The 17,452-nt window shown below is 60.1% G+C and carries 16 protein-coding genes; 14 read left to right on the top strand and 2 right to left on the bottom strand.

Features of this window, described 5'->3' with window-relative positions:
- Positions 1-199: 199 nt before the first annotated feature.
- The 6 genes from JFU47_RS04505 (at position 200) to JFU47_RS04480 (ending at position 6,856) form a co-directional block, all read left to right on the top strand.
- The gene (locus JFU47_RS04505; protein ID WP_201181301.1) at positions 200-2,476 is read left to right on the top strand and encodes a PAS domain-containing sensor histidine kinase; all 2,277 of its coding nucleotides are present in this window, start codon (positions 200-202) and stop codon (positions 2,474-2,476) included.
- A gap of 4 nt (positions 2,477-2,480) precedes the next feature.
- Positions 2,481-3,116: a response regulator transcription factor gene (locus JFU47_RS04500; protein ID WP_201181299.1), complete on the top strand. Its 636-nt coding sequence runs from the start codon at positions 2,481-2,483 to the stop codon at positions 3,114-3,116.
- A 78-nt stretch (positions 3,117-3,194) separates the two neighbouring features.
- Positions 3,195-4,295 carry an AI-2E family transporter gene (locus tag JFU47_RS04495; protein ID WP_201181297.1) on the top strand — a complete coding sequence of 367 codons (1,101 nt, stop codon included), beginning with the start codon at positions 3,195-3,197 and terminating at the stop codon, positions 4,293-4,295.
- Positions 4,296-4,361: 66 nt separating this feature from the next.
- Entirely contained in the window at positions 4,362-5,093 is a 732-nt protein-coding gene (locus JFU47_RS04490; protein WP_201181287.1) for a hypothetical protein, read from the top strand.
- 13 nt (positions 5,094-5,106) lie between these two features.
- The gene (locus tag JFU47_RS04485; protein WP_140682882.1) at positions 5,107-5,571 is read left to right on the top strand and encodes a MaoC family dehydratase; all 465 of its coding nucleotides are present in this window, start codon (positions 5,107-5,109) and stop codon (positions 5,569-5,571) included.
- A gap of 100 nt (positions 5,572-5,671) precedes the next feature.
- The gene (locus JFU47_RS04480; RefSeq protein ID WP_140682885.1) at positions 5,672-6,856 is read left to right on the top strand and encodes a patatin-like phospholipase family protein; all 1,185 of its coding nucleotides are present in this window, start codon (positions 5,672-5,674) and stop codon (positions 6,854-6,856) included.
- A 237-nt stretch (positions 6,857-7,093) separates the two neighbouring features.
- Here JFU47_RS04480 and JFU47_RS04475 read toward each other — a convergent pair whose 3' ends face one another.
- Entirely contained in the window at positions 7,094-7,741 is a 648-nt protein-coding gene (locus JFU47_RS04475; protein ID WP_123364437.1) for an MliC family protein, read from the bottom strand.
- Between the two features lie 471 nt (positions 7,742-8,212).
- Between JFU47_RS04475 and JFU47_RS04470 the strand changes: the two genes are divergently transcribed.
- From JFU47_RS04470 to otnI, 6 genes are all read left to right on the top strand, one after another.
- The gene (locus JFU47_RS04470; RefSeq protein ID WP_170206641.1) at positions 8,213-8,380 is read left to right on the top strand and encodes a hypothetical protein; all 168 of its coding nucleotides are present in this window, start codon (positions 8,213-8,215) and stop codon (positions 8,378-8,380) included.
- Positions 8,373-9,278: an L-threonate dehydrogenase gene (ltnD, locus tag JFU47_RS04465; protein WP_095132767.1), complete on the top strand. Its 906-nt coding sequence runs from the start codon at positions 8,373-8,375 to the stop codon at positions 9,276-9,278. The genes JFU47_RS04470 and ltnD overlap by 8 nt, the downstream gene beginning before the upstream one ends.
- A 27-nt stretch (positions 9,279-9,305) precedes the next feature.
- Entirely contained in the window at positions 9,306-10,598 is a 1,293-nt protein-coding gene (otnK, locus tag JFU47_RS04460; protein WP_201181285.1) for a 3-oxo-tetronate kinase, read from the top strand.
- A complete protein-coding gene (gene otnC / locus JFU47_RS04455) occupies positions 10,595-11,233 on the top strand; it encodes a 3-oxo-tetronate 4-phosphate decarboxylase (RefSeq protein WP_140682897.1) in 639 nt (212 codons plus the stop codon). Before otnK ends, otnC begins: the two co-directional genes overlap by 4 nt.
- 189 nt (positions 11,234-11,422) lie before the next feature.
- The gene (locus tag JFU47_RS04450; RefSeq protein WP_201181283.1) at positions 11,423-12,883 is read left to right on the top strand and encodes a GntT/GntP/DsdX family permease; all 1,461 of its coding nucleotides are present in this window, start codon (positions 11,423-11,425) and stop codon (positions 12,881-12,883) included.
- Positions 12,884-12,904: 21 nt separating this feature from the next.
- Positions 12,905-13,687 (top strand): 2-oxo-tetronate isomerase, encoded by a 783-nt coding sequence (gene otnI / locus JFU47_RS04445; RefSeq protein ID WP_201181281.1) that lies wholly within the window; start codon positions 12,905-12,907, stop codon positions 13,685-13,687.
- A 51-nt stretch (positions 13,688-13,738) separates the two neighbouring features.
- On the opposite strand, the gene JFU47_RS04440 is transcribed toward otnI, so the two are convergent.
- Complete coding sequence (locus tag JFU47_RS04440; RefSeq protein ID WP_140682906.1) at positions 13,739-14,560, bottom strand: DeoR/GlpR family DNA-binding transcription regulator; 822 nt, start codon at positions 14,558-14,560, stop codon at positions 13,739-13,741.
- A 250-nt stretch (positions 14,561-14,810) separates the two neighbouring features.
- Between JFU47_RS04440 and nspC the strand changes: the two genes are divergently transcribed.
- The gene (gene nspC, locus JFU47_RS04435) at positions 14,811-15,908 is read left to right on the top strand and encodes a carboxynorspermidine decarboxylase (protein ID WP_201181279.1); all 1,098 of its coding nucleotides are present in this window, start codon (positions 14,811-14,813) and stop codon (positions 15,906-15,908) included.
- A gap of 27 nt (positions 15,909-15,935) precedes the next feature.
- Positions 15,936-17,180, top strand: a complete 1,245-nt coding sequence (locus JFU47_RS04430; RefSeq protein WP_201181277.1) for a saccharopine dehydrogenase family protein — start codon at positions 15,936-15,938, stop codon at positions 17,178-17,180.
- Positions 17,181-17,452: the final 272 nt, after the last annotated feature.

The following is a 17,452-nucleotide window of genomic DNA, read 5'->3' as shown; positions in this document are numbered from 1 at the left end:
TATAGATGACCTCGCAGCGTCGCCGCTGAGGGCACCTTTTATGTCCGGTTTGCTTTATATAACATTCAGCTACCGATATGGAAGTACAACCTACGTCATATAGGACATGTACTATATTTGATTCTGGCTGGTCTAAATCAATACAGTCACACCGCCAAGGCCGGTATATCCTTGGCTCCCCCAACGAAGCGGACCTGTGATGACCCTGACTCCCGTTCGATTGCACAGCTGGTTGCGCCTGCAGCGCGAGGGTGTGCCTCTGGCCGCCCGGGCCGATGCATTGTGCCGTGCGTTGCAGGATTGCCCCGAGGTGCGCCGCGCGGTTTATCTGAGTTGGCAGGCCAATGCGCGGATTTACAGCCACGAGGGCGCTGCCCAGCATTTTCCACCGGGGCTGGGCGACCCTTCGCTGGCCAGCGATCAGCTGCTGTTCAATCGGCTGGTCGAAGCGGGGCGGCTGGATCTGGCGCAAGTACGGCAACTCGATTGCTGGTTGGCCGGGCGACTGCGCCGGGCCGCTATCAGCCATGGCCAGGTGTTTGATCTGGCCTTGCAACCGGGGCAGCCGGGGTTGTTGCTGGTGGAAGTGTGCGAGGGCGTGAGTCTTGATTGGCTGGGTTGGGTGCAGGACTTGCTCACAACTTTGCTGAGCAGCGTCAACGGCATGCTACGCGGCTCGCCGCTGTTGGGCCACGACCCGCAACCGAGTCTGTTGCTCGATGCCCAGGGCCGACCACTGGAATTCAATGCCGCGCTGTTGGCATTGCTCGCCGAAAAACCGCTGACCGATGTGCTGGGCTTTTTGCCGGTGAATCACCGGGTGCTGGTACGCGCCTGCCTGGACCAGCAACGCGCCATCGAAGGGGTCGAAGCCCAGTTTGAAGCGCAGATCCTGATCTGGACGTTTATCCCCGATCCCCAGGACAACCGCGTGCTCGCCCGTTGCCGCGATGCCACGGCGCAAGTGCTGGCCGAGCGTGAAGCAGCCACGGCACGCCGGTTGTACCGGCTGATCATCGAGAACACCACCGACCTGATTTCCCGACACACACCGGACGGGCGCTTTCTCGATGCCTCGCCGGCGTCCTGGACATTGCTCGGCTACTGGCCGGAGGAGTTGCGCGGGCAAATGGCCCAGGGCCTGTTCCATGGTCAGGACCTGGCCAGCCTGGTGCAGCGCGCGCGGGATGCCCTGGAGCAGGACGGTTATCACACGATGACCTATCGCATTCGCCATCGCGACGGGCATTACCTGTGGTTTGAAACCGCGAGCCGGGCGATTCGTGAAACCTACACCGGGGCGGTGGTCGAAGTGGTCAGTGTCTCCCGGGACATTACCGCCCGCGTGCAGGCCGAGGAGAACAAGCGGCGCCTGGCGGAAGTCGTCGAGGCCAACACCGATCCCGTGTTGTTCATCGACCCCGAGGGGCAGGTCACTTACCTCAATCCAGCGGCGCGGCGCATCCTCGGGATCGACGAGCAACAACCGATGCCAGCCCTGGCGGCGTTGTTCGGCAGCGCCGACCTGGCACGTCTGCAGCGTGATGGCTGGAACAGCGCCGAACGCGACGGTGTCTGGAGCACCGATGCGCGATTGCAGCCACCAGGAGGCGGCACTTCAGTGCCGGTGTCGCTGGTGCTGCTGGCGCACCGTTCGGCCGGCGGTGAACGCTATTACTCCCTGGTTGCGCGGGACATGACCGAGCGTGAACTGCGTGAGGTGCAACAGCGTCGCCATCAGGACGAACTGGCGCACACCGCGCGGTTGGTCACCCTGGGTGAGTTGGCCTCGGGCATTGCACACGAAATCAACCAGCCGTTGGCGGCGGTGGTCAATTACGCCAATGCCAGCCAGCGCTATTTACAGACGCTGGATTCCAATCCCCAAGCCGCCGCCCGAGTGGCGCAAGGGCTGGAGCGCATTACCCATCACGCCACGCATGCTTCAGAAGTGATCAGACGTTTGCGCGCGTTTCTGCGCAAGGGACAACGCCGGATGCAAGCCCTGAATTTCACCGACGTCGCCCGCGAGGCTGTGCGTTTATGTGCCTGGGAAGCGAGCAATTGCCAAGTGACAATCGAGGATCGCCTGCCGGATAATCTGCCGCCGATTTATGCCGACCGGGTGCTGCTGGAGCAGGTCCTGCTCAATCTGTTACGCAATGCCATCGACGCCAACCGCGAACAACATCCGGGGCAACCTTCACTGATCGTGATGGCTGCGGGGCAGGGCGGTGGTGCAACCGTGGAAATCAGTGTGCAAGACCAGGGACCGGGCGTCAGCGAGCCCGAACTGGAGCAGATATTTACCCCGTTCTATACCAGCAAGGCCGATGGCCTGGGACTTGGCTTGTCCATGAGCCGCAGCATCATCGAAGGTTTCGGTGGCGAATTGCAGGCCCGACGCCAACCTGTCGGGCTGCTCATGTGCTGCCGCTTGCCGCTGGCCGGCCCAACAAAACAACAACAGGAATAACGTAATGGCAGGTGTGACGGAGCACGTGGTGTATGTGGTCGACGACGATCAAGGCATGCTCGACTCAACGGTCTGGTTATTGGAATCGGTAGGGCTCAAAGCCTTGCCGTTTACCAGTGGCGTGGAGTTTCTCAATGCTTGTGATGCCACGCTCGATGCCTGCGTGCTGCTCGATGTTCGCATGCCCGGCATGGGCGGTTTGAACGTGCAGGAAGAAATGCGCGCACGTGAACTGAACCTGCCGATCATTTTCGTCAGCGGGCATGCGGATGTGCCGATCGTGGTCCGCGCCTTCAAGGCGGGCGCCCATGACTTCATCGAGAAGCCCTATAACGAGCAATTGCTGCTGGACAGCGTGCAACAGGCGCTCAGTAACTGCGCAGCAAACCGTTCAGGCAATCAGGGGCACGATGCCTTGCAGGCACGCTTGCTGACACTGACCCCACGGGAGCGCGATGTCTTGCTGCCGCTGGTCCAGGGTTACACCACCCGTGAAATCGCTGAACAACTGGGCGTGAGCGCAAAAACCGTCGATCTGTATCGCTCTCGGGTGATGAAACGCATGCAGGCCAATACCTTGCCGGACCTGGTGGGCATGGCCATCGCCGCTGAACTGGTTGATCCGCTGAAGCTGCGGTGATTTCTCACGTTTTCCATTGAGCGTCTATGCTGGGCTAACCGATCTCATCCCTCTGCAGCGATCTGCAAGGAGGCAGCAATGGTGCCCACATCCAGCTCCGAGAAGGCGTTCACACGCAATCTGCTCGATGTTTTGATCCGTGCGGGGTTGATTACCGTACTGGTGCTGTTCTGCTTTCAGATCTTCAGCCCGTTCCGCGACCTCATGCTGTGGTCGCTGATTATGGCGATCACCCTTTACCCGCTGCAACAGCGGCTCCGGGGGCCGCTGGGCCACAAAGACGGGCTCATTGCGACGCTGATCGTGCTTTTCTCCATCGTTGTTCTCATGGTGCCGGTCTATCTGTTGGGCACCTCCCTGGTCGATTCGATCGATCAGGCCAGGACCATCGTCAAGGACGGCAACTTCCATATTCCGCCCCCCGTCGATTCAGTCGCTGCCTGGCCTTTAGTGGGCAAGCCTATCTCTGCCATATGGCTGCAGGCCTCAACCGATCTTCCCGAGTTGACAGCGAAGTACCTGCCGCAGATCAAGCAATTCAGCATCGGCTTTCTGGGCAAACTCGCCGGCGTCGGCATGGGGTTCCTCACCTTTATCTTTGCGTTGATCATCGCCGGCATTTTCATGGCTTATGGCGAGAGCGGCACGCGCAGTGCGATACAGATCGCGTCCCGCATCAGCGGTCCGGGCAAAGGACCGAAAATTGCCGAACTGTGTACCGCTACGATTCGTGCGGTGGCGCTGGGGGTCGTCGGCATCGCCTTCATCCAGATGCTGCTGGTCGGCCTCGGTTTCGTGGTCAAGGGCGTTCCCGGCGCCGGCCTGCTTGCCTTGGCGGTGCTGCTGCTCGGCATCATGCAATTACCGGCGACGCTGATTACAGTGCCCGTGATTGCGTATGTGTTCGCCACCGAAGGGGCCAGTACGGCGAGCATTGTTTTTGCCATCTATGTGTTCGTTGCCGGCCTGGTGGATAACGTACTCAAGCCTTTGCTGCTGGGGCGCGGTGTCGATGTGCCGATGCCGGTGGTGTTGATCGGTGCCCTGGGCGGCATGGTCACCAGCGGTATCCTCGGTCTGTTCATCGGCCCGGTGGTGCTTGCGGTCGGCTATCAGTTGTTCTGGCAATGGGTGGAGGATCAGCCGCAGAACAGACCGGACGTCCCGCCGACGTTATGACTGCCCGGGCTTGCGCTAGCATAAAAGGTGTTCAGGCCACTCGTCCTGACGAGCAGGGCTGCCGCCATGACTGCACAGAATCATCAACTGCTGGACCAGGTGCTGATCGCCCATGGTGGTCTGGAACGCTGGAACCACTTCGGTAAAGTTCGCGCCACGATCGTGACCGGCGGCTCGCTATGGGGCATGAAAGGGCTGACGCAGGACAACGCACCCCGGCAGATGACCGTTTGGCTGGATGAACAGCGCGCTTCGGTGATGCCATTCGGTGGGCCTGATCAACGGACGGCCTACACGCCAGACCGCATCGCCATCGAAACCACCGAGGGCAAGGTGATTGCCGAGCGATCAGCGCCCCGGGAATCCTTTCGCGGTCACGGGGAAACAACCCCTTGGGATCCACTTCAGCGAGCGTACTTCAACGGTTACGCGCTCTGGTCCTACCTGACCATGCCTTTCCTGTTCACCTTGCCGGGTGTCCTGACCGAGGAAGTCGAGCCCTGGCAAGAGGGAACACAGCGCTGGCGACGATTGCAGGTGACCTTTCCCGAGAACATCGCCACCCACTGCCCGGTGCAGGATTTCTATTTCGGCGAGGACTTCCTGCTTCGTCGACATGACTACAACGTGGACGTGAGTGGTGGCCTGCCTGCCGCGCAGTATGTTCATGACTACGTTGAAGCAGACGGGCTGCGCATGCCCGGCAAACGGCGTGCCTATCGACGCGGGGATGACGGCCAGGCCGACAGGAATGACGTGCTGGTGGCTATCGACCTCAGCGACATCAGCTACGCCTGAAGAGGGTTGAATCATGACCATCCATTCCTGGGAAAAGCTCTACCTCGATGACCTGAGCCTGGGTCAGCAGTTCGAAAGCGACAGCCTGCGTGTCCATCGAGCGTCGATGCTGGCCTTTGCTCAGGAGTTCGACCCGCAACCGTTTCACCTCGATCCTGAAGCCGCCGAGCTGAGCCTGTTCCGTGGTCTGGCAGCCAGTGGCTGGAACACCGCCGCCCTGACCATGAAGCTGTTGGTGGAAAGCGTGCCATTGGCTGACGGGATCATAGGCCTGGGCATCGAGTTGAGCTGGCCGACGCCGACCTACCCAGACGATCTGTTGCGTCTGCAATGCACCGTGCAGGCCATCGAGCCGTCCAGCTCCAAGCCGGAGCGGGGCGTGGTGACCTTGTTCATGGAAACACTCAATCAAAACGATAAGGTCGTGCAGCGAGCCACCGGCAAACTGCTGGTCTTCAGAAGACCGGCGCCTGATTGAGAAAGTAGTCATGGGTGTGTGGAACGTGCGTGATCGGCAAGGCGTCTTGCCGTTGCATTGAGCGCGTTCTTTGTCGATTGCAGGGGGCGGAGGAGGCGTTTTGAAAACATTCCTGCTCAGGCCTAGCGCCTCAACGCTGAACATGTTGCGTCAAGCGTGCCTGCAACGCCGTGATGCGGTGCCGCCAACGTTAACGGAAAAAGCGCTCATCCCTGGCATTCCAGATGCTCGCTACTGGCTGGACCAGGATCTGACGCCGTTCATTCGGGATGTGAGTCAGGCCAACCTTCGAGAAGCCGAGGCGCTCACCAGCGCAGGGCTGCCCAACGACACCCTGCCGCTGGCAAGCATGTTGGCCGTTTCGGGGGGCGGCGATGCAGGCACATTCGCGGGGGGCATCATTGCGGGATGGACCCTGCATGGGACTCGACCCGTGTTCAAAGTCGTCACCGGCATTAGCGCTGGCGCCCTGGTCGCCCCGTTTGCCTACCTGGGGCCTCAGTACGACGGTGTCATTCTGGGTATCTGCAATGCAGTCGGTCCAAAAGACATTTTCCATCCGCGCAACATGCTGACCCGTCTTGCCAGCGATGGTATGGCGCATAGCAAGCCACTGTCGCGGCTCATTGCACAGCACATCACTACCGAGGTCCTTGCGGCAATCGCGTCGGAATACGCCAAAGGACGTCTTCTGATGATCGGCACCACTGACCTTGATTCAGGACGCCCGGTCACCTGGAACATGGGCGCTATTGCCTCCAGCCAGGCATCCGGCGCGCTCGACCTGTTTCGCAACATCATGATCGCCTCGATGAGTATTCCCGGCGCCGTCTCACCCGTCATGATCGACGTGGAGGTTGACGGACAACAGTTTCAGGAAATGCACGTGGACGGAGGCGTCCTGACTCAGGTGTTCCTTTACCCTCCCGGCACTGTGATGGCGCTGAACCGCGTGACCGGGGCGCGTATGCGTGATGAACGGCATTTTTATGTCATTCGCAACGGCAAACTGGAGTTGCAGTGGTCGGGAACGAAGCGCCGCACCTTGAGCATCGGCGGTCGCGCCATCAGCGCATTGATCCAGACTCAGGGGATCAGCGATCTGGATCGCATTTACCGAATTGCACAGCAGGATGGCGCGGACTTCAATCTGGCGTACATCGGCTCCGACTTTGATATTTCTCGCAATCACAGATTCGATGGCGAGTACATGAAGCGCTTGTTCGATTACGCCTTTGAACTCAGTGCGAAAGGCTATCCGTGGCATAAATCGCCGAGTACGTGAAAGAGGGCCGGCCAGCCGCGACACTTTTGTAGCAGCTGCCGAGCCCGCGAGGCTGCGTTCGGCTGCGTAGCAGTCGTGAATCCGGCTGACGCGGTATGCCTGACGTACCGCAATGACTGATTTTACGACTGCTTCGCAGCCGAACGCAGCCTCGCAAGCTCGGCAGCTGCTACAGAAGTGTCGCGGCTGAAATATCGGAATAGCGACGCTTGATTTTCCGGACGTGCCCCAGAGAAATCAGCTCACCGGCTCAGCCGTACAACTCATTGCCCCTGAGCCTGGCTTCTGGAAAATCACCCCGTTGCCGTCTTGCCAGAAGCGGTAGTTTCCCTGGGAATCCTTGCCGGTGTATTGGGTGCCCGAATCACTCGGCACCTGGCTCAGGGTGATCGAGGTGCTCGCCCATTTCAGGTACACGACACCTGGCTGCGTGTTAAAGAAGGTGGCGGCAATCAGTGCGTTAAACCCAGTACAACGAAAAACCAATGGGCCTTCGGTGAGCCGGTCTGGATCCTTGGTTCTCACAATGGCCGAGCCTTGGCGTAGCTGGTGCGCGCGCTCGGCATAACTTCGGATCGTGCATGCCTTGGGCTCAGACGTGGACGCACACCGATTACGGGAGTCGATCCAGAACTGCTGGTCGATCACGATTTTGTCTGGCCGCGGTACTGAACGTTCATCGGTGAGCGCCAGGCGATAAAGACGCGTCAATTCGATATCCATCTGTGCCAGTTGCGAATCGCGGCAGATCAGCTTTTCGACGGATGCCCTTGCCGTGGCGCAGTCGAAGCTGGTCTTGAACGACGCAGCATTTGCGCAGGTGCTCGTCGCCGCGCAAACGCTGGCAGCGAGCAGACAGGTGAAAAGGGTCGTGACCGTTTTCATGTTGGCTTCACCCAGATCATTACGTGATCCCCGGATTGCCATGGAACCTATCGATCTGTTGAACATTGATTCGTTCGCATTGGGTGTATCGCAGTGTAAGTCAGTGCTCAAAACTTGCCACACCGCCGGGCGCAGAAACGCATGCCTTGTAGCAGCTGTCGAAGCCTGCGTCCGGCTCTGTAGCAGCTGTCGAGCTTGCGAGGCTGCGTCCGGCTGCGCAGCAGTCGTGAAATCAGGCAATGCGGTGTATCAGGAAAACCGCGCGCTCAGGGTTTACGACTGCTGCGCAGCCGGACGCAGCCTCGCAAGCTTGACAGCTGCTACAGATCACGTATGGGATTACCGAGGACCCGCAGGGCATGTTAAAAAATGTTATATCGAAAAAATACTTCACATAATCTGATCATTGGTAGATGATCTCCACCAGCCGGTATGACAACCTGATAACACGACAAAAACAGGATTGCCTTGATGTTCGATGAGATCCCGACTCATGTGCTGAATGACAGTGCCCTTCAGCGGGTTTATCCGCTCGGCGCTGATCCTGTCTACCGCAGCCCTCTCTACAACGCGGCCAATGTCTGCGCCTTGCAGGCGCGCAAGCAGTCGCTGCTTTCCTCTGGAGTACCCCATGAATAACAAGAATGTCGGTGTTGTCGGTCTGGGCGCGATGGGGTTGGGCATTGCCCGCTCGTTGTTGCGCAGCGGTTTCAATGTGCATGCCTGTGATGTGCGGGCTGCGGTGACTGAACAGTTTGCCGGGGAGGGTGGTGTGGCTTGCTCTTCGCCGTCGCACATGGCAGCTGAGTGCGACGTGATAGTGACCGTGGTGGTCAACGCCGAGCAGACCGAAACCGTACTGTTTGGTGAGGGTGGTGCCGTGGCCGCACTGCGGCCGGGCAGTCTGGTGATCGGCTGCGCCACCGTAGCCCCGACTTATGCGGTGGATCTGGGCCAGCGCCTGGCCGCGTTGGGCCTGCTTTATCTGGATGCACCGATTTCCGGTGGCGCCGCCAAGGCTGCCGCTGGCGAGATGACCATGATGACCTCGGGGCCGGCCGACGCCTATACCAAGGCTGAATCAATCCTGGCGGGTATGGCCGGCAAGGTTTATCGCCTGGGTGACGTTCATGGCCTGGGGTCGAAGGTCAAAATCATCAACCAGCTCCTCGCCGGTGTGCATATTGCCGCCTCTGCCGAAGCCATGGCGCTGGGCCTGCGTGAAGGGGTCGATGCCGATGCACTCTATGAGGTGATCACCCATAGCGCCGGTAACTCCTGGATGTTCGAAAACCGCGTACCGCACATTCTCAAGGCTGACTACACGCCGTTGTCCGCGGTGGATATTTTCGTCAAGGATCTGGGCCTGGTACTGGATACCGCCCGGGCCAGCAAATTCCCGTTGCCGCTGTCGGCCACCGCTCACCAGATGTTCATGCAGGCGTCCAGTGCCGGCTTCGGTCGTGAAGACGACTCGGCGGTGATCAAGATTTTCCCGGGCATCGAATTGCCGACTGCCAAGCCCCAGTCCGTTTGAAGCCCGAGCCCGTTTGAGGAACACCCCATGACTACCTCCACCGCACGCCCGCTGCTGGGCTGCATCGCCGACGATTTCACCGGTGCCACGGACCTTGCCAACATGCTGGTGCGCGGCGGAATGCGTACCGTGCAAAGCATCGGTATCCCGAGCGCAGACGTCGCTGCCGGGCTTGACGCCGATGCGATCGTCATTGCCCTGAAGTCGCGCACCATTCCTGTCGCCGACGCGGTCGAACAGTCCCTCGCCGCACTGGCCTGGCTGCGCGAGCAAGGCTGCGAACAGATCTTCTTCAAATACTGCTCGACGTTCGACTCCACCGCGGCCGGCAATATTGGCCAGGTCAGCGAAGCGCTGCTGGCGGCGCTGAGTAGCGACTTCACCCTGGCCTGCCCGGCGTTTCCGGAGAATGGCCGGACAATCTTTCGCGGCCACTTGTTTGTGCAGGATCATCTGCTCAGCGAGTCAGGCATGCAGCAGCATCCGCTGACGCCAATGACCGATGCCAATCTGGTTCGGGTGTTGCAATCGCAGACCCGTCTGAATGTCGGCCTGTTGCGCTACGACACCATTGCCCGCGGCGCTGAGTCGGTGCGCGCGCGAATCGCAGAGCTGAGGGCTGAAGGTGTCGGCATGGCCATCGCTGATGCCTTGTCGGACAGCGATTTGTACACCCTCGGCACCGCCTGTGCCGATCTGCCGTTGTTGACGGGTGGTTCGGGGCTGGCCTTGGGCTTGCCGGAAAATTTCCGTCGCGCGGGCAAGCTGCGCGACCTCGATGCCTCGAAGCTTCCGGCGGTGTTCGGCGGGGAAGTGGTGTTGGCCGGCAGTGCTTCGATCGCCACCAATGGACAAGTGGCGGCCTGGCTCGAAGCCGGTCGGCCGGCCTTGCGGATTGATCCGTTGGCCTTGGCTGCGGGTGAACCGGTGGTGGCGCAAGCCTTGACCTTCGCCCGTGATAACGAACAAACCGTATTGATCTACGCCACCAGCTCACCGGATGAGGTCAAGTCGGTGCAACAGCAACTGGGTGTCGAGCAGGCTGGAAGCCTGGTGGAAAACGCCTTTGGCGAAATTGCTCAAGGTCTGCGCCAGAGTGGCGTGCGCCGTTTCGTGATTGCCGGCGGAGAAACGTCGGGCGCGGTGGTTCAGGCGTTGGGCGTACAGCTGCTGCAGATCGGCGCGCAGATCGATCCGGGTGTGCCGGCGACTGTCAGCAGTACTGACGAACCGTTGGCGCTGGCACTTAAATCGGGCAACTTCGGTGGTCGCGACTTCTTCGGCAAAGCCTTGAGCCAACTCGCCGGAGGTGTGCAGTGAGTAACGAAAACGCCCTGCGCGAAGAGATCTGTGAAGTTGGCCGCAGCCTTTACCAGCGCGGTTACACCGTCGGCAGCGCCGGCAATATCAGCGCGCGCCTGGACGACGGCTGGTTGATCACACCGACCGATGTCTGCCTCGGGCGCCTCGATCCCGCGACCATCGCCAAGGTCAATCTGGCCGGCGAATGGGTGTCCGGTGACAAGCCTTCCAAGACCCTGGCGCTGCACCGCCAGGTCTACGACCGCAACCCGAGTGTCGGCGGCGTGGTGCATACCCACTCCACCCATCTGGTGGCGTTGACGCTGGCCGGTGTCTGGCAGGCAGACGACATTCTGCCGCCGCTGACGCCGTATCAGGTCATGAAAGTCGGGCATATCCCATTGATTGGCTACCAGCGACCCGGTTCGCCGAAGGTTGCCGAGCAAGTCGCGCAGCTGGCCAATAGTGTTCGCGGCGTGATGCTCGAACGGCTTGGCCCGGTGGTCTGGGAAAGTTCGGTATCCAGGGCCAGTTACGCCTTGGAGGAGCTTGAGGAAACTGCGCGGCTCTGGCTGATGAGCCATCCCAAACCGGAGCCTCTGGACCAGGCGGCTTTGGACGAGTTGCGAGAGACCTTCGGCGCGACCTGGTAAAGCGCTGGCTTAACACAACAAATCGATACAGCAGGCCCTGTACATGAGACGCGTAGCGACTCTAGACGGACCCGGCTTGCCTGAAAAAACAATAACAACAGGAAATCCAAGCATGACTCACCTTCACAGCGGCATTTTCAGATTCAGTGGCAGAACCGTTTCGTTTACCCGGCGTGGAGGGGTTCTGAAATGAGCCCGTTAGTCCTGATGATTACCGCAGGGGTGGGCATCGCGCTGTTGTTGTTCCTGGTGCTCAAGTACAAGTTCCAGCCCTTCGTGGCCTTGATGCTGGTGAGTATTCTGGTGGCGCTGGTGGCCGGGGTGAAACCGGCCGATCTGGTGGCGACCATCGAGGGCGGCATGGGTAAGACCCTGGGCCATATCGCGATCATCATTGCCCTGGGCGCGATGATCGGGCGAATCATCGAACTCTCCGGTGGCGCCGAGGCGCTGGCCAAGACCCTGATCACTCGTTTCGGCAACCGGCGTACACCGCTGGCGCTGACGATTGCCGGGTTCATGGTCGGGGTGCCGGTGTTCTTCGAGGTCGGCGTGATCATCTTGATGCCGCTGGCCTATGGCATTGCGCGCAGTGCGCGTAAGCCGCTGTTGGTCTTCGCATTGCCGATGTGCGCGGCCTTGTTGACCGTACACGCCTTCCTGCCGCCACACCCGGGCGCAGTGGCCGCTGCCAGTCAGTTGGGCGCGGACCTGGGCCGCGTGCTGATGTTCGGTCTGCCGATCACCGCGTTCCTTTGCTATGTCGGCTACCGCGTGGCCGGGCGCATGACCCGTCGGGTGTACCCGATGACCGACGATATTCGTGCCGAGGTGTATGGCCCGCATGTCACCAACGAGGATCTGGCCGCCTGGTCCAATGGCAACGACAAGAGCGCTGGGCGAGCGGCTGTGGCCGTGTCGCACATGGGTCTGGAAGAGTCCACCAGCAGCATCGTGTCCAAGTTGCCGCCGGCGCCACCACCGGGTTTCGGTATGATCGTCAGCCTGATCGCGCTACCGATCATTCTGATCCTGCTGGGGACGCTGTCCACCTCGTTGCTGCCTGCCGAATCGACCCTGCGCGGCATCATGACTGTGCTCGGCGCACCGCTGGTGGCGCTGCTGATCGACACGTTGCTGTGTGCCTGGTTGCTGGGTTCGCGTCGGGGCTGGAGCCGTACGCAGGTGTCTGATGTGATCGGCTCGGCCTTGCCCGGTGTGGCCATGGTGATCCTGATTGCCGGTGCCGGCGGGGTGTTTGGCAAGGTGCTGGTGGATACCGGAATCGGCGCTGTCGTCTCCGATATGCTGCGCACTACCGGTCTGCCGGTGCTGGCGCTGGGCTTTTTGCTGACCATGCTGTTGCGCGCGGTGCAGGGCTCGACGACGGTGGCGCTGGTGACCACTGCCGGCATCATCAGCCCGCTGATTGCGACCCTCGATCTCACTGCCAATCACATGGCGCTGCTGTGCCTGGCCATGGGCGGTGGCGGGTTGGCCATGTCCCATATCAATGACGCCGGTTACTGGATCTTCACCAAGTTGTCCGGACTGACCGTGGCCGACGGCTTGCGCACCTGGACGGTGTTGACCACCTTGCTCGGCACCTTGGGTTTCTGTATTACCCTGCTGATCTGGCCCTTTGTCTGATTCTTTATCTCAGGAGCTACCATGCCTCGTTTTGCTGCCAACCTCAGCATGCTCTACCCGGAACATGCGTTTCTGGATCGCTTCGCCGCCGCGGCCGCCGATGGTTTCGAAGCGGTGGAGTATCTGTTCCCCTACGACTACAGCGCTGAAGAACTCAAGCAACGCTTGAGCGACAACGGCCTGGTGCAGGCACTGTTCAACGCGCCGCCCGGTGATTGGGTGGCGGGTGAGCGGGGCACGGTGTCGTTGCCGGGCCGGGAGAGTGAATTTCGTCGCGGTTTCGATCGCGCCCTGGAGTACGCCGGCGTGCTGGGTAACTCGCGCATCCATGTCATGGCCGGCCTCCTGCCTTCCGAGAGTGATCGGGCACGGCATCACGCCATTTATCTGGAAAACCTGGCCTATGCCACCGCCCGGGCGGCCAAGGTCGGTATCACGGTGCTGCTGGAACCGATCAATACACGAGACATGCCGGGCTTTTTCCTCAACCGGCAGGACCAGGCCCAGGCCATCTGCAAGGAAGTAGGCGCCAGTAACCTGAAGGTTCAGTTCGACTGTTATCACTGCCAAATCGTTGAAGGCGACCTGGCCACCAAACTGCGTCGGGACTTCGATGGAATCGGCCATATCCAGATCGCTGGCGTGCCGGACCGGCATGAACCGGACCTGGGAGAAGTCAACTATCCCTATCTGTTCGAGTTGATCGACCAGTTGGGTTATGACGGCTGGGTAGGTTGCGAATATCGGCCGCGTGGCAACACGTCTGCCGGCTTGCAATGGTTGCGGGAGTGGAAGGCGCGCTAAGCGCAACAGAGAAGGGGCGGCGGGCTCTGCTGGAGGCAAGAGCCCGTTGTTTCAGACCGGGGTATTGTCAGACGGCAGCAACAGTTCGACTCCCTGTTTGCGAATGCCATCGGCCGCGGCCGGGGTCAATGCATCGTCGCTGAGGATAATGTCGAACTGCTCTAGCCCGGCAATCCTGTACATGCTGAAGGTGCCGTATTTCGAACTGCTGGCCACCAGTACCACTTGCGAGGCTGATTGCATCGCGGCTTGTTTCACCTCCACCTTCAGCGCCGAAGGCGTGGTAAGGCCGCGACGCAAATCCCATGAGCTGGTCGATATGAACGCGATGTCGGTGACGACCTGGCGCAAGGTGGCCACCGCCAGGCCGCCCACGCACGATTGATTGGAGTGATCCAGCTGCCCGCCGGTATGAATCACCGTGACATGGGGGGCTTCGATCAGCGCCTGGACAACGCCGAAGTCATTGGTCACCACGGTCATGCCGGGCAGCGCTTTGATATAGGGGACGATTTCCAGCGTGCTGGTTCCCGCATCCAGGTAAATCGTCATATCGGCATGCAGTAGCCGGGCGGCGAGCTTGGCCATGGCCTGCTTCTGTGGCAACTCGACCACCGCCTTGAGCTGATGGCTGGGCTCACTATGGAGCTGGCTGGCGATCCGCACGCCACCCGTTACCGAGTAAGCTCGACCTTCCTGCTCCAGCAACGCGATGTCGCGGCGTATTGTCATGTGCGAACAGTCGAACATTTCCATCAACTGATGAACGCTCAGCACCTGATGCTTGCGTAACTGTCGCAGCATCAATTCACGGCGCTGTTCAGGAATCATCGGTGCGCCGCTTTCGGCGGCGATGTCCTTTTGATTAGGCATTCGGGCTCCAGATTAAGGAAAGCTGGCGGTAAAGCTAACGGTCAAACATAGTAGCGAATCTGTGGCGGGATCAGTAGCGCGGCGAGTGACACGGCCTGGGGACAATGACCGTCATTCTGGGTTGCTGGGTGCCTGGGACTTAAATTGAACCGCGTTTCACCTGGAGAGGGCTTCCTGCTCTTTCGATATGTAGCCAGTGAAGGCACAATGCGCATCCTTTTTTGGCTGGCCTTGCCGGAGGCGCCTCGAAATGATCAAAACGCCGTACTACCTCATCGACAAACAAAAGCTGCTGGCGAACATGCAGAAGATCGCCTATGTGCGCGAACAGTCCGGGGCCAAGGCCCTGCTGGCACTCAAGTGCTTCGCCACCTGGTCGGTGTTCGACCTGATGCAGCAATACATGGACGGCACCACGTCGTCGTCGCTTTACGAGCTCAAGCTCGGTCGACAGAAGTTCGCGGGCGAGACTCACGCCTACAGCGTGGCCTGGGCCGATGACGAGATCGAGGAGATGCTCGAAAACTGCGACAAGATCATCTTCAACTCCATCGGTCAGTTGCAGCGCTACACCGAGGCTTCGGCCGGCAAGGTGCGCGGCCTGCGGGTCAATCCGCAGGTGAGCAGCTCGGATTATCTGCTGGCCGACCCCGCGCGGCCGTTCAGCCGTCTGGGCGAATGGGACCCGGTGAAGATCGAGCAGGTCATCGAGCAGATCTCTGGCTTCATGTTCCACAACAACTGCGAGAACGGTGATTTCGGCCTGTTCGACCAGATGCTGTGCACCATCGAAGAACGCTTCGGCGACTTGCTGCACAAGGTCGAGTGGGTCAGCCTCGGTGGCGGTATCCATTTCACGGGCGAAGGCTACGCGCTGGACGAGTTCTGCGCGCGCCTCAAGTCCTTCTCGCAAAAATACGGCGTGCAGGTTTACCTGGAACCGGGCGAGGCGGCCATCACGCAGAGCGCTTCGCTGGAAGTCACCGTGCTCGACACCCTTTACAACGGCAAGCACCTGGCAGTCGTGGACAGCTCCATCGAAGCGCACATGCTCGATCTGCTGATCTATCGCCTGAATGCCAAGCTGGCGCTCAGCGAGGGTGAGCACACGTACATGGTGTGCGGCAAATCCTGCCTGGCCGGAGACATTTTCGGTGAGTATCAATTTGATCGTCCGCTGGCTATCGGGGATCGGCTGTCGTTCATCGATGCAGCGGGTTACACCATGGTCAAGAAGAACTGGTTCAACGGCCTGAAAATGCCGTCCATCGTAGTGAAACAACTCGACGGTACCGTCGAGGTGGTTCGTGAGTTTGGTTACAACGACTACATGTCCAGCCTTTCGTAAGCTGGCAGAGAAGGAGAGAGAGAAAAATTGAAGAAGAACGTGCTTATCATTGGTGCAGGAGGTGTCGCCAAGGTGGTGGCCCACAAGTGCGCGCAGCACAACGATGAACTCGGTCGTATTGCTATCGCGTCGCGCAACATCTCCAAGTGCCAGGCCATCATCGACAGCGTCAAGGCCAAGGGTAGCCTCAAAGTGCCCGCCGATATCCAGGCCTTCTCGCTGAACGCCCTGGATGTCGAAGCGACCAAGGCGCTGATCCGCGAAACCGGATCGCAGATCGTCATCAACGTCGGTTCCGCCTTCCTCAACATGTCGGTGCTGCGCGCCTGCATCGATACCGGCGTGGCCTATCTGGACACCGCCATTCACGAAGAACCGGGCAAAATCTGCGAGACTCCGCCCTGGTATGGCAACTACGAGTGGAACCACCTCGAAGAGTGCAAAGAGAAGAACATTACCGCCATTCTCGGCGTGGGCTTTGACCCGGGTGTGGTCAACGCCTATGCAGCGCTGGCGCAACAACAGTATTTCGACCGCATTGATTCGATCGACATTCTCGACGTCAACGCCGGTTCCCATGGCAAGTATTTCGCCACCAATTTCGACCCGGAAATCAACTTCCGCGAATTCACCGGACAAGTGTGGAGCTGGCAGAACAGTCAGTGGACCAGCAACACGATGTTCGAAGTCAAACGCACCGACGACCTGCCGGTCGTAGGCGCGCAGAACCTGTACCTGACCGGCCACGATGAAGTGCACTCGCTGTCGAAGAACCTCGACGTGCCCAACGTGCGTTTCTGGATGAGCTTCGGCGAGCACTACATCAATGTGTTCACCGTACTCAGGAACCTTGGCCTGCTCTCCGAGCAACCGGTCAAGACCGCCGAAGGCCTGGAAGTCGTGCCGCTGAAGGTGGTCAAGGCCGTGCTGCCTGATCCGAGCTCGCTGGCGCCTGGCTACACCGGCAAGACCTGCATCGGCGATCTGGTCAAGGGCACCAAGGATGGCCAGCCGCGCGAGGTGTTCATCTACAACGTGGCTGATCATGAAGACGCTTACGCGGAAACTGACAGCCAGGGCATTTCCTATACCGCAGGCGTGCCGCCCGTGGCCGCCGCCTTGCTGGTCGCCCGCGGCGAGTGGGACGTGCAGCGCATGGCCAACGTCGAGGAGCTTGCGGCTGAGCCGTTCCTCAAGGCGCTGGATGTGATGGGCCTGCCGACCCGCATCAAGGATGAGAATGGAGACCGTCCGTGGAGCTGCAACGCTTGAGGCTCGCAACATACAGTTGAACCGGGTTTCCCGCTCCATACGCAAAAACGCCGCTCTTTGAGCGGCGTTTTTGTTTGTGCGTATTGGCTCGTCACTTTGGACGGCAGTGGGGAATGCAACATTCCCGCCCGTCACCCACATGGAAACCCAGCCCGTCGAACCGGCACTAACCCGTGGTTGCGTGGTCAGTAATTGGCGCGCTGTAGCGCAACGAGGATCGTCGCTGATAGTGGCACATCAGGCTGCGTTTAGTGTTTTCTCCAATGCCTTAG

The organism is Pseudomonas sp. TH39(2020), from assembly GCF_016650715.1.
Taxonomy (GTDB): Bacteria; Pseudomonadota; Gammaproteobacteria; order Pseudomonadales; family Pseudomonadaceae; genus Aquipseudomonas; species Aquipseudomonas mandelii_C.
The sequence above is the reverse complement of the archived record's forward strand: the minus strand, read 5'-3'. Positions and strand labels throughout refer to the sequence as shown.